Annotated in this window: 18 protein-coding genes and 2 pseudogenes; 3 read left to right on the top strand and 17 right to left on the bottom strand. The window is 37.9% G+C overall.

Annotated elements, in window-relative coordinates:
* Positions 1 to 1273: 1273 nt before the first annotated feature.
* Positions 1274 to 2181 (top strand): annotated as a pseudogene (locus LMH68_RS07005) (IS5 family transposase).
* Between the two features lie 293 nt (positions 2182 to 2474).
* Here LMH68_RS07005 and LMH68_RS07010 read toward each other — a convergent pair.
* On the bottom strand, positions 2475 to 3599 hold the full coding sequence (locus tag LMH68_RS07010; protein WP_229648319.1) for an LPS O-antigen chain length determinant protein WzzB: 1125 nt from the start codon (positions 3597 to 3599) through the stop codon (positions 2475 to 2477).
* Positions 3600 to 3764: 165 nt separating this feature from the next.
* Between LMH68_RS07010 and LMH68_RS07015 the strand changes: the two are divergent.
* Positions 3765 to 4203, top strand: a pseudogene (locus LMH68_RS07015) (MATE family efflux transporter); the annotation flags it as partial.
* A gap of 250 nt (positions 4204 to 4453) precedes the next feature.
* The gene (gene wecA, locus LMH68_RS07020; protein ID WP_229648318.1) at positions 4454 to 5515 is read left to right on the top strand and encodes a UDP-N-acetylglucosamine--undecaprenyl-phosphate N-acetylglucosaminephosphotransferase; all 1062 of its coding nucleotides are present in this window, start codon (positions 4454 to 4456) and stop codon (positions 5513 to 5515) included.
* A gap of 130 nt (positions 5516 to 5645) precedes the next feature.
* Here the strand turns inward: wecA and LMH68_RS07025 are convergent, their stop codons facing one another.
* The 16 genes from LMH68_RS07025 to wecB are packed head-to-tail and all read right to left on the bottom strand — an operon-like array spanning position 5646 to position 23073.
* On the bottom strand, positions 5646 to 6869 hold the full coding sequence (locus LMH68_RS07025; protein ID WP_229648317.1) for a glycosyltransferase family 4 protein: 1224 nt from the start codon (positions 6867 to 6869) through the stop codon (positions 5646 to 5648).
* Between the two features lie 2 nt (positions 6870 to 6871).
* Positions 6872 to 8500 (bottom strand): alginate lyase family protein, encoded by a 1629-nt coding sequence (locus LMH68_RS07030; RefSeq protein WP_324295276.1) that lies wholly within the window; start codon positions 8498 to 8500, stop codon positions 6872 to 6874.
* Between the two features lie 45 nt (positions 8501 to 8545).
* Complete coding sequence (locus LMH68_RS07035; protein WP_229648315.1) at positions 8546 to 10666, bottom strand: bi-domain-containing oxidoreductase; 2121 nt, start codon at positions 10664 to 10666, stop codon at positions 8546 to 8548.
* Positions 10666 to 11178, bottom strand: coding sequence for an acyltransferase (locus LMH68_RS07040; RefSeq protein ID WP_229648314.1), 513 nt, complete (start codon positions 11176 to 11178; stop codon positions 10666 to 10668). Before LMH68_RS07040 ends, LMH68_RS07035 begins: the two co-directional genes overlap by 1 nt.
* Before the next feature lie 2 nt (positions 11179 to 11180).
* Positions 11181 to 12278, bottom strand: a complete 1098-nt coding sequence (locus tag LMH68_RS07045; RefSeq protein ID WP_229648313.1) for a hypothetical protein — start codon at positions 12276 to 12278, stop codon at positions 11181 to 11183.
* Between the two features lie 15 nt (positions 12279 to 12293).
* Positions 12294 to 13658 carry a hypothetical protein gene (locus LMH68_RS07050; protein WP_229648312.1) on the bottom strand — a complete coding sequence of 455 codons (1365 nt, stop codon included), beginning with the start codon at positions 13656 to 13658 and terminating at the stop codon, positions 12294 to 12296.
* Between the two features lie 26 nt (positions 13659 to 13684).
* Complete coding sequence (locus LMH68_RS07055) at positions 13685 to 14497, bottom strand: glycosyltransferase (protein WP_413755688.1); 813 nt, start codon at positions 14495 to 14497, stop codon at positions 13685 to 13687.
* A gap of 5 nt (positions 14498 to 14502) precedes the next feature.
* Positions 14503 to 15477 carry a glycosyltransferase family 2 protein gene (locus LMH68_RS07060; RefSeq protein WP_229648310.1) on the bottom strand — a complete coding sequence of 325 codons (975 nt, stop codon included), beginning with the start codon at positions 15475 to 15477 and terminating at the stop codon, positions 14503 to 14505.
* Between the two features lie 3 nt (positions 15478 to 15480).
* The gene (locus tag LMH68_RS07065) at positions 15481 to 16743 is read right to left on the bottom strand and encodes an O-antigen translocase (RefSeq protein ID WP_229648309.1); all 1263 of its coding nucleotides are present in this window, start codon (positions 16741 to 16743) and stop codon (positions 15481 to 15483) included.
* Positions 16740 to 17843, bottom strand: a complete 1104-nt coding sequence (locus LMH68_RS07070) for a DegT/DnrJ/EryC1/StrS family aminotransferase (RefSeq protein WP_229648308.1) — start codon at positions 17841 to 17843, stop codon at positions 16740 to 16742. The genes LMH68_RS07065 and LMH68_RS07070 overlap by 4 nt, the downstream gene beginning before the upstream one ends.
* Positions 17840 to 18289: an acyltransferase gene (locus LMH68_RS07075; RefSeq protein WP_229648307.1), complete on the bottom strand. Its 450-nt coding sequence runs from the start codon at positions 18287 to 18289 to the stop codon at positions 17840 to 17842. Before LMH68_RS07075 ends, LMH68_RS07070 begins: the two co-directional genes overlap by 4 nt.
* A complete protein-coding gene (locus LMH68_RS07080) occupies positions 18270 to 18683 on the bottom strand; it encodes a sugar 3,4-ketoisomerase (RefSeq protein WP_229648306.1) in 414 nt (137 codons plus the stop codon). Before LMH68_RS07080 ends, LMH68_RS07075 begins: the two co-directional genes overlap by 20 nt.
* Before the next feature lie 7 nt (positions 18684 to 18690).
* Positions 18691 to 19566 carry a glucose-1-phosphate thymidylyltransferase RfbA gene (rfbA, locus tag LMH68_RS07085; RefSeq protein WP_229648305.1) on the bottom strand — a complete coding sequence of 292 codons (876 nt, stop codon included), beginning with the start codon at positions 19564 to 19566 and terminating at the stop codon, positions 18691 to 18693.
* A complete protein-coding gene (rfbB, locus tag LMH68_RS07090; RefSeq protein ID WP_229648304.1) occupies positions 19566 to 20654 on the bottom strand; it encodes a dTDP-glucose 4,6-dehydratase in 1089 nt (362 codons plus the stop codon). Before rfbB ends, rfbA begins: the two co-directional genes overlap by 1 nt.
* Complete coding sequence (gene wecC, locus LMH68_RS07095) at positions 20654 to 21931, bottom strand: UDP-N-acetyl-D-mannosamine dehydrogenase (protein WP_229648303.1); 1278 nt, start codon at positions 21929 to 21931, stop codon at positions 20654 to 20656. Before wecC ends, rfbB begins: the two co-directional genes overlap by 1 nt.
* Positions 21932 to 21948: 17 nt before the next feature.
* The gene (gene wecB / locus LMH68_RS07100; RefSeq protein ID WP_229648302.1) at positions 21949 to 23073 is read right to left on the bottom strand and encodes a non-hydrolyzing UDP-N-acetylglucosamine 2-epimerase; all 1125 of its coding nucleotides are present in this window, start codon (positions 23071 to 23073) and stop codon (positions 21949 to 21951) included.
* Positions 23074 to 23107 lie beyond the last annotated feature (34 nt).

Genomic DNA, 23107 nt, shown 5'->3' on the forward strand with positions numbered 1-23107 from the left:
TCCGTACCAAAGCTACTGACACAATTGAACAATATTGCATGCTCAAGCTAGAAGCTAGAAGCAACTCAATACTGTACTTTTGAATTTCGCCAGATTTATCAATGTTGTTTAACAAGCACAAAGAACTTGAGAGTAGCTTGCTTAAGCTATTACAAGTGAGCAGTTAGCATAATTTTTTCGTATGACACTACAAAAATGGTACTCACAAGGAATCAACACAAAAAGATTACTGCGTTGCTTTCAATATCCAACTAAGACCACCTAATCAATGATAGATAGCCTAAAAAGGAATTACTCTGATTAAACAACTAATTGAACAACATGATAGGTAATAACCGCTATCAAGTAAATGTATAATTAGTAAACGCACCACAACGATTCAAAAAAACGTCAGGATTGCGTCAGAAAGGGGTAAAAAGATGAGTGGAGAGAAATTGAACGCAGTTGCCCGCACTTTTGCTTAATACTGGTTTAGTGATGTACGGAGGTCGGTCTGGCATTCTATGTGTTAAGGAGAAGCAACCTTAATTTGCCAAACGTTAGGTATCAGTGATTTGGATTGAGTTACGATAGCCATTCGTTACGCAGGCCGTGGCTCTCTCTCATCGAGAAGTTTTTGTTGGTTGAATAAGCATGGCAAGCTCTGCTTCTTAGTACCCTTGTTGCAGCTGTCCTATATAAAAATGAATCAATTAGATATAAAAACCACTTTATGTTTTCACATAAAATGGCTTTAAACGCCTGCTCAAAAGTTATCGAGTAGTTGTTGCGCCGCTTTCGTTAGAAGCAACTGCTACTGCTGTAGCTATACCAGTTGCAGCACCTGAGAAGCTAACTGTTAACGCAGCTGCTAGAGCCATTTTTTCATAATGATTTCCATTGATACAAACGTTTATATACAGAAGATGATTTTTACACCCTCACTCAGTTGCTCAGCTTAAACAACTGATTGATCATAATAAATAATAACCACAATCAAGCAAATGGATAAATCATAAGCAATACCTTATAAAGCATTATTTAGGAAATAGCGTCACATAAAAATGCTCTTCGAGGCTATGTGTAGACTACAACGCTATATTGTTACAAGGCAAAAACTAGTGAAAGCAGAACACCAATACCAAACTGAGAGCATAATCTCATTGTTAAGCTTAGAAGATAAACTGCAGCTAACTATTCGCTATTAGTTATTAGTGGCGTTGTTGCCTAAATTAGTTGAACCTTTTCCAAGTCCTGTGATCTGATCATTTGAAACGATTGGAATGGTGGTGATATGGGTAAAGCAAACAAGAAGATAACTAACTGGACGGCGTACAATAAGGCTCTTTGTAAACGTGGTTCGGTCACATTCTGGATAGATGATTCAGCCGTAGATGCATGGCGATGCAAAACTCATCATGGTAAGCGTGGGAGAGGCTTTCAGTACTCTGATACAGCGATTGAAACCGCCTTGATGATTAAGGGCATCTTCTCTCTTCCTTTACGTGCTCTTCAAGGCTTTATCGACTCTATCTTTGAGCTATTAGATGTTCCACTAACGTCCCCTGACTACACCTGTATCAGTAAACGCTCGAAGACAGTTCAGGTCAAATATCGCAATAAATCGAGAGGGGCTATTCGCCATATAGCCATTGATTCTACTGGCCTCAAAGTCTTTGGTGAGGGGCGTGGAAAGTGAAAAAGCATGGTACAGAAAAACGTAGGACATGGCGCAAACTGCACTTAGCTGTGGATGTGGATACTCACGAAGCGATTAGTGCGGAAGTCAGTCTTGTAAATGTAGGCGATAGTGAAGTGTTACCGACGTTACTCAACCCACTACGTAGAAAGGTCGCTGCCGTATCCGCCGATGGAGCATATGACACAAAAAATTGCCACGAGACTCTGAAAAATAAAGGCTGTACTCCGTTAATACCGCCTCGAAAGAATGCAGCTCTTTGGGAAGACGGTCATCCCAGAAACAAAGCGGTAATGGCTCTGAGAGATGGAACAATATCGGAATGGAAAACAGAGTCTGGTTATCACTATCGTTCAATATCTGAGACTGCTATGTCCCGATATAAAGGACTAACAAGCGATAAATTGAGCTTGAGATGTTACAACGCTCAAGTGGGCGAAATCATGGCGAATGTCAAAGCGATTAACAAAGTCATAGGACTAGGTATGCCCGTTAGAAGCTAACGGCTAGCTACATATGGTGTCGTTGATCTTCAAGCTGATTTGATCAACAACGCCGTTATTAGTTATCAACTACACCCTGTCGCCAGAGCCTTTGCCTAACACGGTTTGAATGATGTTCTAAGGTCGTCTGGCGATCTATGTGTAAAAGGGAAGCAACCCTAACCCACCACACTTTAGGTATCGGTATTTGGTTGGAATTACGATGGCCATTCATTGTGCAGTCTTGGCTCAAGAGGTAGTACGTAAGGAGGAATAAAAAATGGCGAGTGATTAACCACTCGCCATTAAAGGTATTAATCTTCTTTCCTAAACGCAAAACGTATAAGCACAATCACAACACCCAACACTCCACCAAGTAATGTTCCGAGAACGACAATAAGGGAACGCTTGGGCTTATCTCGAGTAATAGGTTGTTCAACGTTTTCTATATAACGAAATGTTTGAAACTCAACAGTACGGTCAATTTCAAGATGACCCAACATCTCTAGTTTTGCATTTAATTGTTGAAGGCGAGGCTCTATAACACTCAGATTTTTAACCGATTCTAAAGCCCTAATTTTTGCATCTAAACCCTTAGCACCCAAATCAATACTAAACAGTTCTTTTTCATTACCTGTTTGGATTGGTCTATCGACGCCTGCAGACTTAGCAATTTGGGCAGCGTATTTTGCTCGCTCAGTTTCGACCAATAATTGATTGCTTGCCTGGCTTTCTAAGATTCTTTTTTGTTGAATCAACTCGTTCCTTTTACCACTAACAACTGCATTCAAGTTATTGAATGCATCTTGATGAACTTTCGACTCAGTCGCCAAAATGTAAGCTGTTAATAAGTTAAAGCTGCTCTCTTTAGTCTCTGTTTGAAAACTGACAATCTGTGGTGAATTACGATCATTTTTATCAACTTTAGACGCGGAAATTTTATTGAACCACGCACTATATCGGACTCTGGTATCACCCACTTCCATATCAGAACTATTGCTAAGCATAGAAGATTGATACTCCTGGAACTCAGCACTATTATCTAAAAAGTTTCTCTTATTATTAGTTGAATTAAAGGTATTCACAAAACGTTGGAACAACACATCTGAATCGACTAAACTATCCAAATCTTTACTGACAAGGACAGTGCCATCATCTTGATAAATATCAAAAACTGGTTGATACTGTTTCACCTGCTGCTGATATGCCGCAATCTCATATGGTTGAGCTTTTGTAACTTTAGCATTGGAAGACCACCATTCTTGAGATAACAAAGCAAAGACAACGCTACTGGCCGTAAATACAGCAACAATCAATATTATTACTAACTTACCATCCCACAATGCCTTGAGAAGCTCTCGCAGATTAATTACATCATTCGAGCTCTGCATCGGTGGATTTTCTGGGGAGTACGACTGTGGTTGGCTCTGTTGCTTCACTATAAATCTCTCAAAGTCTAAATTAATAACTGCTGAATGCTATCACACTGTATGTTGTTAGTATTGTGCAACTTGTTAGCTTTATTAAAGCACTCTTCGGACAACTAACTGTTCATTGTATTCTAGTCGTATTTTAGTTCAACCTGCGTTTTACATGCAAGACAAACACGGGCGATTAACTGCATCACTATGAGGTTGGTATCGGCCTTTCGACGTGTATTGGGCGTTTACTTGGTTAAGGCTGCGCCCAAAATGAGGCAAGATTTACCTGCCACGGATTATTGCTCACACTACTTCTAGTATGTTGCGCTTCCGCCGTTGGCATTGTTACACTCGAAGACTTATTTACCTTTTTGGGTGCCGAGGCTGAGTTACTTCCTTTGATATTTGATTAAATACTGAACTGGCATGTCACCATACCCCTATTAGCTTCCCCAATGGCAGGTTACAGTGCCATTCGTGCCAGTGGCGATACAAAGACGACCGCTAAAATCATGATGCTTGCAAGACTAATCGACGTCATTCTCAAGCCTTTACTTGAACTAGGCACTCACGGCGCGCAATAGCCAACGGTTTCAGTTTGTTTGGTGATTTGTGTTTTTCGTAGCCAGAATGCTCATCCATCTCTGTATTGAGTGCGACCTCAACCGCAATCTTCTTCAGCATTTGGTTTAATACCTTTGGTCGCCCTCTTGGCGAACGCTTCGAGCTCTTTCTTGTCCATAGTGCCTATCCTCAGCCTTTAAGGCTTAGTTTAGGCATTGAGACAGTCTCCTCACATAGATGACTATCCTTTCTTTCAACTCGATGTCAAATGCTCTAAAATACTCTAAAATACATTATTAGGCTGAATCGTGCTCATTTCATTTATTGACCTCCTTTTCCTGTTTTTCTTTTCTCTTGCGACTACTTTTACCATGCGTAAATTTGCAAAAAAAATAGGATTAGTTGACAAGCCAAATGCTCGTAAATTACATAGCGGTGCCATACCTTTAGTTGGTGGTGTGTCGATTTGTATCTCTATTCTCTATTTCTTATTCAATAACCCACACACTTTGCCTAATACACCACTCTATGCAGCATGTATTCTAATACTTGTTGGTATCGGAGTTTTAGATGATAAATACGACATCAGCTTTAAACTAAGATTTGCAGTACAAGCGGGGCTATCTGTTATCATGATGGTTGTGGGCGGTATTGAGCTTAATACAATAGGTGATGTCTTTGGTAGCGGTGATGTTATTACACTAGGCTGGTTTGGTTACTTTGTAACCACACTTGCAGTGGTGGGAGCGATCAATGCATTTAATATGGTCGACGGAATTGATGGCCTACTGGGCGGGTTATCTATCGTAACTTTTGGTGGGCTCGGCATCATGCTTAACCATGACGGGCAATCGAATTTAGCCTACATTTGTTTAGTCTTAGTCGTTGTGATCATTCCGTACATCCTGCTAAACCTCGGTGCCTTTGGCCGAAAAAGAAAGGTATTTATGGGGGATGCAGGGAGTATGTTGATTGGTTTTACCGTGATCTGGCTATTGCTGCTATCTAGTCAAAATGGAAGCTCTCCACCACTGCGTCCAGTTACTGCGCTATGGTTAATTGCTGTACCTTTGATGGACATGGCTGCTATCATGATTCGTAGAATAAGAAGAGGGGACTCTCCTTTTAAGCCTGACCGTGAACACTTACATCACATTTCCCAGCGTTTGGGGTTAAGCTCAACACAAACACTTATCATTATTTGTAGTATTGCAACTCTCTACGCGGTGATAGGTATTTCCGGTGAAATACTAAACATCCCAGAATATGTCATGTTTTATGCTTTTTTCATCTGCTTTGCTGTTTACCTTGTGATATTAAGTAACATTTGGAAGATCACTTCTTATATCAGAAAAGTATACCCTAAATAGCAAAATGCAGAAGTACAACTAAACTAAGACTGTACATAACTTACATACGTGATCATTTAAAGAGAAAAATATCCAATTTCAAAATATGAAATTGGATATTTTCAATATGCAGTTAATTATTTAAAAAAAACTAACCAATATACTTTGTAAAAATAGATTCCATATCCGCCGCCATAATATCTCGGCTAAACTTTGGTGCGGCTTCTGTACTATTGTAACGTATTCGCTGATATAACTTTTTGTCCTCATGCAATTGCAAAATTGCAGCCGCGATTTGATCAACACTCTCACTTTCAACCACTAATCCTGAATCTGTGTCACGGATAATCTCTGTAGCTTCACCCTCTGGTACGCTCATTATCGTTGGTATCCCCATACCCATACATTCAAATATTTTGGAGGGAATAACAGTTCTAAAGAGATCGCTATTAACTAAGGGAACCAATGAAACGTCACACAGAGACCATAGTTTGGGCATCATCTCCTTTGGCTGCCTATCAATCAAGACTACGTTTTTAAGCTGTTTTTTCTGTACAAGATCAACGACTTTTTTCCTTGCAGCACCACCACCTGCAAATACGACTCGGATATCATCATTGTCTTGCAAGCGCTCGGCTACATCTACAATATGTTCTAGGCCATGCGCCATACCGTGAGTACCAATGTAACCGGCTACAAACTTACCTTCCAGGTTATATTGTTTCGCTAAATCAGCATCTTTAAATACAGAAGGCTCATACTTAGTCAGATCGACACCATTTAAAACAACCTCTATTTTTTTTCCATCCACTCCACGTTCAATCAATTCCTTTTTAAAAGCGTGGGTTACTGAAACAATGGAATCGGCTCTTCGATATAAAAACATTTCTATTTTTTCTAACATGCGAATTGCAAAACTGTCCTTCATAGCACCAACAGCCGTGATAGACGCGGGCCATATATCACGTAGCTCAAATACAAACGGTTTTCGACGAACGGCTGACAACGCCCAACCGGCGCAAGCACAGAAGAACTGAGGTGAAGTCGCTACGATGACATCCGGTTTTTTCTGAAACAGCCCTGCGATAAAGCCCGTTACCATGAATGACATGTAATCCAGAATACGTTTTACAAAACCTTCATTAGCAGTGATGAACGTTTTTACACGAACGACATTTATGCCATCGAGATCATGAGTTTGATACCAGCGGTTTTTAAACCCATCAAATACCTTACCTTCAGGAAAGTTTGGTGCGCACGTAATCACTGTCACTTTATGCCCCGCTTTCACCCAACGGATAGCATGTTCATAAGTTCTGGTTGCTGGCGCATTGCCTTCTGGCGGAAAGTTATCAGTAAGAAAAAGAATATGCATTGCTACGCTCGCTTTAGAACAAAGTTCACTTCATTCTGTTTAAAATTTAATACCAGCTTATTATTGGCTATCGATAAGCCAAATTCAGGATGCCATGTCGTCTCAAGTATCTTAATGGCAGCACCTTCAGCGTTAATCGTGTATTGAGTACCGTTCGGCAAGTGGAGTCTGACTTGACTGGCGTTATTTAACCCTTCAACCTTAACATCAGGATGGAGGTGATAATGGGCTTCTGCGTGGTTATACGTACCCGTTAGGTTGTCACTAATAAATAAGTCACCTTCCGTTAATGTCCACTTTCGAGTGTGCATCACTTTACCAGGTAAACGCATGTAACCATCATGAGAACATTCAACACTAATGTCGCTCTCATTATCCGTAATGAACGGTTGACTAGGGTATGCACGTCTTGCTACGCGAAATCCACTCCAGACTTCAGATGAATCCATGTCATCAACCACTACCGTATTATGAGTTTCGGTTTTGCGCTGCCTTAGTCTTTCTTCGCCTAAGCCATAAACCGATGTCCCACTGTTTACAAATACTCGGTGACCATCAATACTCAATTCAAATGAAAGAGTATCTGCATGAGCATGACCGGGGATGTAATCAGGCCCTACTTTTGCGACATCAATCATGAGTTTATTCACATTGTCCTGAACAACTACATAACCACTTTCTTTTAGTTCCGTGACTTTGGCTTTATTAGCGGCAGGAACCGTAACATTGAGCACTTCGGCATAGCGTTGCAAATTAGCCAGCTTGGGAGCAATACCCATTGCTGAGTCATTAAAAAAGGATACGTCACCATCGGGATGTTGCATGTGTTCAGCCCATGACAACATTTTTCCAATGAGTTCACACCAGTATTGACTAATAGCTTTCGGAACCTTATATGGGTAGACAAGGCTTAACTGATACAAATCAAGCATATCGGCAAGGATGGTGTTGTGATACATAGGCGTTAGTTCAAAATTACCGCCATCAGCAAGAATTTGCTCTGGGATTTCTTCATTTAAAATAGCCAGACCACGCTTTAACCATACGTCTGCTAACTCACCCTTGAAATAACAACCAGCAAATAACAAAGCTTTTGCGTTTGCAAATAAGTGATTACCCAATAAATGATATTCTAATTGCTGATCTAAAGCTTGAACCTGCAATGATAAGCTAGCCAACCATTCTTCTTTTGGTTCATTACCCGATAAAAACCACTTGATCCAGTTTACCGAGCGAAGTGAAATAGTATAAGGCTCCCATCCATTTCCTATCATCTTCGGGTTTTGTTCTATCCAAGTATTGACCAAACTATGATGAATTTCAGTTCTGTCTTGCCACCCAAACTGGTTTAAATCATCGAAGTAATGCAAATTATAAAGCCAAAGTTTAGCTTTTGTTGCGTCATTCCAATCACTAACCGTATCTACGACATTCAAAAATCTAAACTGACCATTGCCTTGATAACATGAATTTAATACCGAAAATGTTTGCCAATTTGTTGTTGATATTTCATTTACGGTTGTTTCTGGTGTTGTAAATGTCACCTTAGTGAATCGTCTTGAAATTCGGTTACTAAATTGAATGGGCTTTAAGTACTTGAGGGTGTGGTACATCTTTAAAATTTTATTCATATCTAAAAAAGGGGCCATAGCCCCTTATTACCCTTTACTGGTATTTTACTTTCTAAGTTGCTCTGCCACTTGGCATGAAACCCTCGCAACTTCAATGATTTCATCAAAGCTAATTGGTGATGCAGAGCCTTCTTTGATACTATCAACAAACGCCTTAGAACAATCATTTTGCCCTTTATCTTGGCTCGACAATTTCATTTTACTAAATCCTTTCCAACCAAAACCGACCAGTTTTCTGAAGTTATCGAGTTGTAGAACTGCATCATTAGCGAACACTTCAATACGTTCTTTCGGGAAATCTTTACCGCCATTAGCAAAGTAATGAATAGTACCGATTGAACCATCTTCAAATGACAGTGTGATACTAGCTTTGTCTTCACGAATAGCAACACCAGGTGAATCCCCCATACACATCGCATTAAAGCCTGTAATTTTACACCCGGCTAAATGACGCATTAGGTCAATATAATGACATGCTTCACCGATAATTCGTCCACCACCTACTGTGGGATCTTGGGTCCAATGATCAGAAGGGATATCACCAGCGTTCATTGTCATGATGAACGTTTTAGGCCCTTTAACAGAAGATAAGAGCTCTTTCATTTTCACAACATGTGGTGCAAAACGTCGATTATAGCCAACCATGACTTTAGGTTTAGTTTGGCTTTCATTAAAGGCGTTTTCAATAAGGTCGACTTCAGACTCAGCAAGCGCTAAAGGCTTTTCAACAAATACATGCTTTTCGGCGGCAATAGCATCAAGAGTTTGTTGAGCATGCAGGTTGTGCTGCGTCGCAATAACAACTGTATCTATAGCTTTATCAGCTAACACATCAGCATAGTCTGTTGACGCTTTAGCAAAGCCTTGCTTTTTACCGTGGTGCACTGCACTCATACCAGCACTAGTTACAACAGTATTTAAGCTTGCACCTGCATTTTTAAAAGCGGGCATCAAAACACGTGACGCATAATTCCCTGCACCGACGAATGCGCAAGACGCAGAAGATGGCGCTGAAGCAATTTCAGAATTTAAAGTTATAGAACGAGCGGTTAAAACTGCAGTGTCGTTATTTGGATAATCGAGAACAATACCTAACGATGATTTATCGTCTAGGCATTTGTATGCTTCTAAAGCATCGTCAATCGCATAACGATGAGTAACAAGTGGCTTAACATCCAGCGCTCCGGAAGCCATCATATCTAATACTGCTTCAAAATTTCGCTGCTCTGTCCATCGAACAAACCCAACTGGGTAATCATTACCTTTCTCTTCGTATTCAGTGTCATAACGACCTGGACCATAAGAGCAAGAAACCTGGAAAGTTAACTCTTTAGCAAAAAAGTCCGCACGTGAGATCTCTTGTCCAATAACTCCGACTAAAACAATACGTCCACGTTGACGACACATTGTTGCAGCTTGACTTAGTGGTTCGCTACTTTTAGTTGAAGCGGTAATGATAACTCCATCAACACCACGACCTCGTGAAAATGCCTCAGCCGCTTTAATCGCATCTTCGCCTTTGGATAAATCTACTGTCTCAGCACCAAGTTGTCGTGCTAATTCACATTTGGACGAATCAAAATCAATGCCTAGTACACGACAGCCGTTTGCTCTAAGTAATTGAACTGTAATCAGTCCAATTAACCCCAGACCGGTGACAACTACGCATTCACCCAATGTAGGATTAATAAGACGAACGCCTTGAAGGCCAATAGCACCTAAAACCGTAAACGCTGCAGATTCGTCGTCGACATTATCTGGCACCTTAGCACATAAGTTTTTAGGAACTCTTACCACTTCAGCATGATTGCCGTTGGAAACTACACGAGTGCCTACGTCAAAATTTGTACCACCGTTATCCAGAACTGTACCTACATTGCAATAGCCGAGTGGAAGAGGCTGATCAAGCTTAGAGCGCACGGCATCAACAGTAGGCATCAAGCCATCTGTTTTGATTTTGCCGAGTACCATCTTTACTTTGTCGGGTTGCTGGCGTGCTTTGTCGATGAAGTTAGCTTTTCCAAAATCAATTAGCATTCGCTCTGTACCTGCGGAAACCAAACTTTTCCTTGTCGCAATGAGTACATTGCTGTGTTTGATTTGTGGGCACGGTACTTCCACTAAACTCGTTTCGCCGTTCGAGATGTTTTGTAATATTTGTTTCATTAGGACCTTGTTTTTATAAGTTTTGCAGGTACTCCTGCAACAATAGAAAACGGCGCCACATCCTTTGTCACAATGCTACCAGCCGCGACTACAGAACCTGTACCGATGGTTACTCCAGGCATAATTGTGCAGTTAGCTCCAATCCAACAGTCCTGCTCAATTGTTACTTTCTGATACTCATGACCAGAGCCGAATATTTGACCTTTATTGGCAGGAATTCGATGATTACCGCTTATAATCTGAGTGCGATACCCAACGAGAGTTCTGTCACCAATATGAACCCCACCCGATGTTGTAATTAATACATCTAATGCAAGGTCGACATCAGATCCAATAACCAAATTCTTCCCTGGTTGAATCCAAACCCCAGGATAAAAAATAACTCTTTTATCAATTTTGGCACCCATAATTGATAAAAACCATGATTTAAATCTATTAAAAAGTCTATATCTAGGTAAAGAGAAAATTAATCTTGATAAAAATTCATATGACACAACTAGAAAGTATTTCACTATTAACTCGACCTTTCAATTATAGAGTAATAACTCTGATTTTTTTCATCAGGTGTTGGATGAGACAGAAGTAATTTACTTCCCGATTCAATATAATGATCTTTGCTATTAATTCCCTTTAATATTTCGACACTAGATTGAATAATATTATTTGGTTCAATATAAACTGCAGAACCTTCACAACAACCTCTTGACCAACTAGCATCAGCAACAATTAATAATTTTTTCATAGCCCAAGCTTCAATGAAATTATTTGAGAAGCTCTCTAACCTCGCAATATTAACCACTCCATCAATATAACTAACAACATTTTTTACTGACTGAGGCTGTATAGTTTTCAAGTTTATGATTTTACTTGACACGTTTAAACCCTGAGCCTTAACCATAATTTGATTGAGATAGCTACACTCATTCATTGTAAGTATGATTTTAAAGTCACCGTATTTATTTAGCTCATGAAGAATATCAATAAACTCATATACTCGTTTATTTGGTTGTTCGCCACATAAAAATAAAAATTTATACCCGGAAACATCAGCTAAATTAAATTCGTCATGAGCGTCGGTAACGCCACTAACTAGCCTGCTCACTGCCATTTTGACAACATGAAGTTGACAGTCTTTAAACTCGCTCATCAATGTAGCGCGATTTCGAAGTTCTTCGGTTTCAAAAATAACCTCGTCACTTCTAGACGTAAAATAAAGCCTATATTTATCTATTAAATGCTTTTGGAATCTCTTATATTTTGGCAAGTAACCCCAAAAATCTATATCCTTATAAAACAAATTGGAATACGCACAACCAGAGATATTGTACAAATAGTTCAAACTTCCAATCATTGGTGGTCCAAAAAAGGTAAAGCAAACATCGTCTCTTTTTACATGTAATTTAAATCCTTTTAATTCAAATTTTAACCGCGATAAAAAACCGGAATTAACAGGAACATAAGAAATATCGTTATTTTTACAATAATTCTCGATACTACTTTCAGAGCGACAAAAGACAAGATACTTTGATTTATCTTCGAGTCCGTGTAGAAAACTTAATACGTTTTGTAAACCACCACCGGTTTTTATTGGAATGAAATTTAAAATATACAAGCTGTGCTCACTTTATTAATTATTATGAATTTTTAATGATACTCTTTCGAAAAATCTAAACGCCAATAAAAACAAAAGTAACAATATACTATTCTTCAATAACTGTAACGGTACCACTGAGAACTGTAAAAATAACATAGCATATGTCAGTGATAAGTAATAAGTAATTAATTTACTCCTGGTTAAATTAGCATAAATCACTTCAAAAACAGAAAATGAAACATACAGAAAAACTATTGACATTGAATATAATATATAATTTCCAGAAGAAAGAAAGAAACCCATAAAGCCAGGAAAAGGATAATAAAGAAATAGATCTCTATCATAACTTAAATAACTCAGTTCTCCAGTTACCTGAGAATAGACAGTATATGAACCAGGTAACGTTTTTTCTGTGAGTAGAGATAAAAAAAGGTCAATCGAATTAGATTTATTACCAATAAAGACCATCAAACCTTCAAGTCCGACAAACCTTGAAGTGATCAAATAGAGAAGTTGTTCAACTCCTTTGGGCAATACAGTTGATAAATCTAAAAGATAAGATGTATTAATTTCAAATTCATTTTGTCTTGCTATAGTTACAATACCTAGAATGTAAACCAGAAAAACAAAGCTAATTAAGGAAACATTAAAGAACAACGATGCATTCATTATTTTCCTATTCAATGAATACATTAAAATAGGTATGAATATAAAAACAAAAACTGAACGACTAACAAGAGCTATCGAACTGACTATAGATACACACAAAATAATAAAAAACAGTATCGATGCCTTTTCTTTTAAAGCTAACTTGTATTCAATAAACTTAAACGTCAATATTATAATTCCATAGGAACCCATAAATGAAATTACAAGCGGAAACGGCCACGGTAGCGAAAGTGTTGAGCCAATCGCTGAGTTATTTTTTATCATAACACCAAACACAATGATGGCAACTACTGTAAGAGTGATTATCGAGACTCGTTGATTGTTAGAAAACCACAAAGGTGGATGGTTTAGATGTTCACGTTCTAAAAAGTATTGGTGTAATAAACACTGAATAAATCTACCAATAGTTAACGATAACAGACCAATTGAAATCAAGTTGATCATTTCACTATAACTGACTAAATCGTAATTAAAGTAACCAATAGGTTCGGTCATCGAGCTATCGAAAAGAAGTAACCTAACCAACTTTAAATGGTAACCCAAAAATATCATTATTGTAACGAAAAAGTATAATGGGCTAAACGAACCAAAAGTATTTGAAGATATAAAAATGGTACTGACTATAAATAATATAATCAATTCCAATTTCAAATCAGGATAGTCAACACCTAAAACAACACATATTGAAAGCGTTAACAGTGTCATTACAATCAAAACGTAATTTTTCATATTAATACTTTTTAGCCAACTTAACCTTAATAAAGATTCAATACCATTTTGGGTCTAAAAAATAGAAACTTAATTAATTCTAAATATTTAGAACTTCGCTTAAGAAAAATAGCAGTTTGAAAATCTAAGGCTGATGTAGGCAAGACCTTACCCTTATCGATGAATGACTTTATAATCTGACATTTTTTTTGGTAAATAAAATCTCGATTCGAGCTCGTATTATTATCATGTATCCTATACTTCCCAAGCACTTCAGGAAGACAATATACTGACCCATAAACTAATGACTGAGCTAAAAGCATATGATAATCTTCTAAACCTATATCCTCTTTCATTTCTGATGCAATTAATTTGAAGCGCTGAGCACTCCACATCAGATTTAAGGCTGGCATAAAATAATTTCCATATATGATATCATTTGAAGAATACTCGATAAACATTGGCACTTTGAACTTTTTTCCACTAGGTATTTCCTCATAACCTGCGGAAATGCAATCGACTTTTGCATTCACCATAGTGTGGACCTGAAGCTCTACTTTTTCATTGAGCCATTGATCATCAGAAGCTAAAATACAAACATAATCACCTTCAATATAATTCAAGGAGCGTTTAATTGTTCTAATTAGTCCGATATTTTTATCATTCCTCAAAAATGTCCAATCTAAACAACGTTCGTTAATAAAATCATGAATAATCTGATAACCAGCGTCCGATGAGCAGTCATCAATTATAATAACTTGAATATTTTTGTATGATTGACTATATATAGATTTTAGAGCGTCTATAACATAATATTGATGATTATAATATGGTACTACAACTGTAACTAATGGTTCCATAATTACTATTTTACCTTCTTAACTCTTGCAACCATTAAGATAAATTTGATGAAAATTAACTTTGATAACTGTTTTGTCTTTTTGTCTGACTTCATAATAATTCTTCGCATCTCTTGTCCGTTTATAATGTTCAGCAATGAATTTATCATATCTTCCCATTGATATTTATTCGTTAACTTGAAGTACCACTTGACATATCTCAACAACAAGCCGCTCGCAGTCGAAAAGATATATTGCTTAGCTTGAAATTCCAATTCTATACAATTGTTTCTGATGAACGTTAGTAAATTGAGAGGGGTATTACCTATACGATAAAACTGCTCATGAAACCTTCTTGTTGTTGACGTTAGGTTTTCGATATAAAAATACTTTCCTTGACTTTTATCTATATACCTTGCGAAATAGAAACATAACTTTGAAAACAACTCGTCGTCATTTATGTTATTACCTTTTATATAGCAATCTTTTTCCAATTCTTCATAAACTTTTAACAGTAAAGATTTTCTCGCAATAAAAAACCCATGAAGCCCCCACTTTTCAATACATTGTGAGAAACCTACTTTGCCCTCTATTGGCCATATGTTATTAGAATAAATAAATGGGCGATCATTAACAGAATTTTTAAAAATCAATTGATGACAGACCAAATCAACTTTACCACTGAATTTTTGCATACATGTTAAAATCGCATCTTCGGATAAAAAATCATCACAATCAAGAATGGTAATAAAATCTTTTTGAGTCGCTTTTACTCCCAACTTCCTTGCTAAAAATGCACCTTGATTTTCTTTTTCAATTAACTTGATCTCTATGTTTTTTACTTTAGGTAAATTATTTATTATTTCAGAACTTCTATCAGTAGAACCATCATTTATAATAACCCACTCTATATCTTTCCATTCAATTCTTTTAATGGCTTCATAGCATTTTAATATGTTTTTTTCTTCATTATATATTGGTGTTATTATTGCCACACTCATAATTTAAACCTGCCTTAATTTCTTGCAATGATAGTTAAAAAAAGCGACCGAGAAAACGAAATACAAAATATAGTTGAACGTATATACATAGTTTACAGTTTTAAGTCCTATATCACCCATAAAAACTGAGGTCCCAACCACTAATGATACATTCATTAACACTTCAGCTGCTATATTTGTTTTAAAATATCCTTTTGCTAAAAGTATGGATGCGGGAATAAAGGCTGCAATTCTAAAAAAGTCGCCAATTAAACGGGACTTCAAAAGTTCAGTAGCTTCTAAAAAAACACTTGTAAATAAAATGTTTATTATAAAATCTCTAAATACATATATAATCAACAAGCCAACAAAGGAAACAGGAATAAGAAGTGAAAGTACTTTAAAAGTTGTTGACTTCAACTCAGAATCATTATTAATAGATGCGGCCTTTGGAAAGAAATACATGCCTACCCCTAAAGTGCATATACTAACATAAGCATCTGATATTCTCACCGTTGACTGCCATATACCAGCATCCCCCATTGAATACACGTCTATAATAATGTTTCTAACGAAAATTACTGATGTAGGACCAGTTATAGCCCCAATAACTCCAACTAGGACATAACCCATTAGTTTTTTCCGTTTATTATAATCTACCTTCCCATACCAGTACTTAACTTTAAACCAGGGTTCATTCTTTACTCTAATAAGTACAATCACACCAGAAATAGCACTAGTTACAGAAACTATAACTAGTCCACCAATTACCCCATATAAATACAGGGCCAAAGCAGTTACTACAAGAGTAACAATTATCGATATCATGCTGGTCGTGATATTTTTTTTGTTATCACCAAAGCCGTTCAATACACTTAGACTAAAAGAGTTTGCAGCTGAGAGAGGGAGTACTAAACAAGCAGTTACGATAACCCACCCATATTCATCATTATCAAACAGCCATGCGGATAAAGATGCGTTAAAAATGAGAGTAACTGGGACAATTGTCGATACCATTAGTACAACAATTGAAACAGCAGCTTTCCACCACTCCGCACATGCAACTAAGCCCAAGCGTTGGTTCTCTGCTGAGTATCTAACAACGCCTTGAGATAACTGGTTTACGACCAAACCATTCAAGATACCAACAAAGCTTTGCAACTGTCCCAACATAGCCATGCCTACGGGGCCAGCATAGACAGCTACAAATTTAGAAACTAAAAAGCCTGCCATCATCCTTATAAAAGTTAAAGCTGCACCTAAAAAGGCTACTGATGCCAGTTTCATTTGGAATAGCTATTTATAGTTTCAATTATGAATGAAATATCTTCTCGAGACATAACTTGAGAAATTGGAATGCTAACGATTTCATTGTGAAGACTTCCATCACTCGTTGTACCTTCAAATATCTCATCTTCATAACAAATCTGTTTAGATATAGCGGTTGGATAATGTACCAATGTATCTACACCAGATTTTTTCATATACTCAATAAAATGTTCTCTTTCACATACTCGCACAACAAATAAGTGCCATACATGCCTATTTTGATCATCTAAATGAGGTAGACCAATAAGAGGGTTATCGATTTCAGTCAAATATCTATTTGCTACCTCTCTCCTTATTTTAATATCTTCATCTAAACTCTTCAATTTCACACATAACATCGCAGCTTGAATTTCATCCATACGACTGTTAACACCTCTGTAAGCATGTTCGTATCTTTTAAAAGAACCATACTGCCCTATAGCTTTGACAGTCTTGGCCAATTCAAGATCATTCGTGATTATCGCACCTGCATCTCCTAAAGCACCTAAGTTTTTACCAGGGTAAAAACTAAATGCTCCTGCGTTACCCCAGCTACCAGATTTCTTTCCAGCGATATTAGCACCGTGAGATTGTGCACAGTCTTCTAGAACTAATATATTGTATTCATTAGCTATTTGGATAATTTCAGACATTGGAGAAATATTACCGTATAGATGTACCGGTAAAATTAATCGGGTTTTTTCGGTAATAGCAGCTTGAATAGAAGAAGGTGTCAAATTATACGTAAATTGGTCTGGTTCTACTAAAACTGGAATTAAATTATTTTCCGTTATAGCTAAAACTGAAGCAATAAAAGTATTTGACTGTACAATAACCTCATCACCATCTTTAAGCTTACCCAGCTCCTTCCAAGCTCTTATTGTTATAGTTAGAGCATCGAGGCCATTGGCTAACCCAACACAATATTTGGTACCACAATAATGTGAAAAATCATTCTCGAAGTGCTCGAGCTCTTTTCCCATCAAATACCAACCTGAATCTATTACACGAGAACACGCCTTTTTCAACTCTTTCGCATGCAATTCATTGATTTTTTTCAAATCTAAAAATGGGATCATTTATTTATCTCTTTTGCAGGGTTACCAACGACTGTACTAAACGGCGCAACACTTCTCGTTACAACTGAACCGGCACCAACCATAGCGCCTTCGCCAATAATAATTCCAGGGAGTATTGTGCTATTAGCACCGATCGAGGCACCTTTTTGAATAATGGTTTTAAGAAAATGCTCTGGGTAATTTTTAGAACGCGGTGTTTTATCATTTGTAAATGTAACATTAGGACCAATAAATACGTTATCTTCTATCGTAATGCCATCCCAAACTTGCACTCCACTTTTTATAGTAACGTTATTGGCAATTGAAACATCATTTTCAATCAAGCAGTGAGAGCATATATTGCAATTAGAACCGATTGATGCGTTTGGTAAAACCACGCAAAATTGCCAAATGTTGGTATTCATACCAATATTTTTAGCTTGAACATCAGAGAGTTGGTGAATCACTATTAACTACCTTAATAAATTCCTCATAGTCCCTTATATAGTCTGATTCATCAAATATAGAATCAGCTAGAACCATTAAAACGCAATCATCACTGAAATCAAACATTTCACGCCAAATAAATGAGTCGATAAATAAGCCTTGAGCAGGGTTATCTAAAAGCAATTCAACTTTCTCTTTACCATTATCCAACAAAAACCGACAAGAGCCTTTTAACACAATTGCTAATTGTTTTAGCTTTTTATGCGCATGAAATCCACGCCTGGTTTCTTCTTTAGTATTAAAAATATAATAAACACGTTGTATATCAAAAGGGATATGTTCACATTGTTCAAGACTAACCAACGCCCCTCTATCATCACCGTGGCTTTGAAATTGTATAATCTTAATATCCATAGAAATATTACTCTTTAATTATATTTATCAGATACTTACCATAGTCATTTTTTAACATTGGTTTGGCTAAATTAGTCAGTTCCTCATTTGTTAGCCAACCATTTCTCCATGCTACCTCTTCCAAGCAAGCAATTTTAAAGCCTTGAACATGCTGAACAGTTTCTACAAAGCTTGATGCTTCGTGTAGACTTTCATGAGTACCAGTATCCAACCAAGCAAATCCGCGGCCTAACAACTGAACATTTAAATGACCTTCTTCCAAGTACATTTGGTTTATGCTGGTGATCTCTAGCTCACCACGCTCAGAGGGCTTAACTTGTTTAGCCTTTTTAATAACACTATTATCATAAAAGTAAAGCCCTGTTACAGCATGATTTGACCTAGGTTTTAAAGGCTTTTCTTCTATTGAAATGGCTTTCATTTGTTTATCAAACTCTACTACACCAAACCTTTCAGGATCCTTTACTTGATAGCCAAAGACATAAGCGGATTCACTTCTAGATGACATTTTTGAAGCGTATTGTAAAGAATCAGAAAAACCTTGACCGTAGAAAATGTTATCTCCTAAAACAAGACAAACTGAATCCTCGCCAATAAAATCTTCACCAATAATAAAAGCCTGAGCAAGACCATCTGGATTTTCTTGTACTTTATATTCCAGGTTAATACCAAAATCAACGCCATTACCTAACAGACGTTTAAATCCATTTTGCTCTTCAGGAGTTGTAATAATTAGTATATCTCGTATACCAGCTAGCATAAGGGTTGAGATTGGATAATAAATCATTGGTTTATCATAGACAGGTAGCATCTGCTTTGATGTTCCGCGAGTCAGGGGGTAAAGACGAGTACCAGATCCACCAGCTAATACAATACCTTTCATTACTTCATATCTCCTGTTACTACACCTAGGCGCTCGCGTTGGTAACTACCATCTTGCACATTTTGACACCACTTAGAGTTATCTAAATACCATTGCACTGTCTTACGAAGGCCCGTTTCGAAAGTCTCATCCGGTGTCCAACCTAATTCTCGTTGCATCTTAGATGAGTCAATAGCATAGCGACGATCATGACCTGGGCGATCTTGTACATATGTTATCTGCTCGGCATACTTAGTGTTTTTTGGAACTAATGTGTCAAGGATGTCACAAATAGTGTTTACAACTTCAAGATTCTGCTTTTCATTATGACCACCAATATTGTAGGTCTCTCCTACTTTACCTTCGGACACTACTTTATAGAGCGCTCTAGCATGGTCTTCAACGAACAACCAGTCACGAATTTGGTCACCCTTTCCGTATAGAGGAAGATCTTTTCCTTCCAACGCATTGAGAATAACCAGTGGGATCAATTTTTCAGGGAAATGATACGGGCCGTAGTTATTTGAACAGTTAGTGACGATAGTTGGCAGGCCGTAAGTACGCAGCCATGCACGAACTAAATGGTCACTTGATGCTTTTGAGGCAGAATAAGGGCTAGATGGTTCATAAGATGCCGTCTCCAAGAACATTGGGAGCTCTGTCCCCTCAGGAACTTCATCAGGGTGAGGAAGGTCGCCATAAACTTCATCTGTAGATATATGATGGAAGCGAAACTCTGCTTTTGCTTGATCTTCAAGTTTATTCCAGTACTCGCGTGTAGCTTCCAATAACGTATATGTTCCAACTACATTCGTTTCAATAAATGCAGCAGGACCAGTGATAGAACGATCAACATGCGACTCAGCAGCTAAGTGCATTACCGCATCCGGTTTATGCTCAGCAAAAACACGGTCAAGTTCTGAACGATTACAGATATCGACTTGTTCGAATGCATAACGTTCATTTGAATCAACATCGACAAGTGACTCTAAGTTACCCGCATAAGTGAGCTTATCAACGTTTATAACGCTGTTCGATGTATTACTGATAACATGTCGGATAACTGCTGAGCCAATAAAGCCTGCACCACCAGTAACTAAAATTTTCATTATGCCCATACTCCCTTTGTATCCACAATAACGAGGTTCTCTGGTAGCTTTTGTAATTTTTTAAACTCTGAGTGATCAACTAACAAGACAGCTATATCCGTTTTATTAATTGCTTCATCTAATTCAACTAGTTTTGCATTATTAGAAAATGAAGAAGAAAGCTTAGATATATTTGGTTCAATAAAACTAACTACTGAAGGGTGCTCTGCTGCAATTTTTTGAGCTATCGATAATGATGGGCTCTCACGTAAATCATCAATATCCGGTTTGAATGCAAGACCAAAACAACTAATGCGTACATCTGCAGCTGTTTTAGTCGGGTTTGCCTGTAGAAAGTCTGCAACAGCTAATTTTACTTTATTAATGACCCATTCAGGCTTTGCATCGTTCACTTTTCGCGCTGTATGTATAATTTGCGCTTCAGCTGGTGTTTTTGAAACAATAAACCAAGGATCAACTGCGATACAATGACCACCGACACCTGGCCCTGGTTGTAAGATATTGATTCGAGGATGACGATTTGCTAAAGAGATTAATTCCCACACATCAATATCTAACTTATCGCAAATAACTGACAATTCATTCGCAAAAGCAATTTGCACATCGCGACAACTATTTTCGGTTAGTTTGGCCATTTCTGCAGTACGTGCATTAGTAATAACACAGTCGCCCACAACAAAGTTTTTATATAGCTCCACTGAACGCTCTGAACAACGTTTTGAAATACCACCAATTACTCGATCATTTTCAACTAGTTCACGAACAACATGACCAGGTAGAACACGCTCAGGACAATGTGCAATATTTACATCCGCATGTTCACCAGCGCGTTGTGGAAAACTTAGATCAGCACGAGCTTCGGCCAGCCAATCAGCCATCTGCTCAGTCGCACCAACAGGAGATGTTGATTCTAAAATAACTAAATCACCTTTTTTTAGAACAGGTGCAATTGCTTTGCTCGCAGCCTCAATATAACGAAGATCTGGCTCAGGAACTTCTCCTTTAGCACATCCTTTGAAAGGAGTAGGTACAGCAATTAAAAATGCATCTGCAGGCTCAGGTTTTGTAACCGCTTTTAGGTAGCCTTCAGTTACGGCTGCCTGCACTAACATATCAAGATCAGGTTCAACAATGTGTATTTTACCTTGGTTAATAGTGTCCACTGCATGTTGGCTAACATCTACCCCAATCACTCTTAACTTTCTTGATGCAAACATTGCTGCTGTCGGTAGCCCGATGTAACCTAAGCCTACAACTGAAATTGTTTCAAAAGACATTATGCTTCCCTAAAGTTTTATTTTGCTAATTCGTTCAAAATTATTTTGCAAGCCTGCCCATCCCCGTATGGGTTGTGTGCAAAACTCATTGCTTGATATGCAGCTTTATCAGTCAATAAAATCTGTAAGTTCGCTGTAATCATATTTACGTCAGTTCCAACTAATTTAACCGTACCCGCACCAACCGCTTCTGGTCGCTCGGTCGTATCGCGCATTACCAATACCGGCTTACCTAGAGAAGGCGCTTCTTCTTGAATACCACCCGAGTCGGTTAAAATAATATGCGCGCGACTCATTAAATAAATAAATGGCAGATACTGTTGAGGTTCAATAAGATGAATATTATCGATACCCGCTAATATACGATTGACGGGTTCGCGGACATTAGGATTTAAATGCATCGGATATAGGATTTGCGTGTCCGGGTACGCTTTAGCGGTGATTGCAAGAGATTCACAGATGCGCTCAAAACCGCCACCAAAACTTTCACGGCGATGGCCGGTAACCAAAATTAACTTTTTGTTTTCATCTAAGAACGGGAATTGAGCAGAAAGCGTGGCGTTCAAATTTCTATCAGAATCAATTTTGCTCTTTACCATTAACAAAGCGTCAATTACGGTATTCCCCGTTACTAAAATATCTTCTTGATTAAAGTTCTCTTTTAAAAGATTTTCTTTTGATGTTTGAGTTGGTGCAAAGTGATATTTGGTTAACGCGCCCGTTAATCGGCGATTACCTTCTTCTGGCCACGGTGAGTAAATGTTGCCGGTACGAAGACCAGCTTCCACATGACCTACTGCGATTTGCTCGTAGTAAGCAGCTAGGCTAGCGGCAAACGTCGTTGCAGTATCACCATGCACTAAAACCACATCAGGTTTAAAATCTTCTAGTACTGGTTTAAGCTCTAACAAAATACGCGCGGTGACTTCGTTAAGCGTTTGACCGACTTTCATTAAGTTCAAATCATAGTCTGGCGTGATTTCAAACAACTCTAAAACTTGGTCAAGCATTTCACGGTGTTGAGCGGTTACACAGCACTTTGCTTCAAAGCGATCATCTGCCGCTAGAGCATGAACAAGAGGTGCCATTTTGATGGCTTCTGGACGTGTGCCAAAAACCGTAAGGATTTTTTTCTTAGTCATCTTATGAAGTTTCCAACCGGCAAGTTAAATTAAA

The sequence above is a fragment of the Vibrio sp. F13 genome (assembly GCF_020806305.2).
GTDB lineage: Bacteria > Pseudomonadota > Gammaproteobacteria > Enterobacterales > Vibrionaceae > Vibrio > Vibrio crassostreae_C.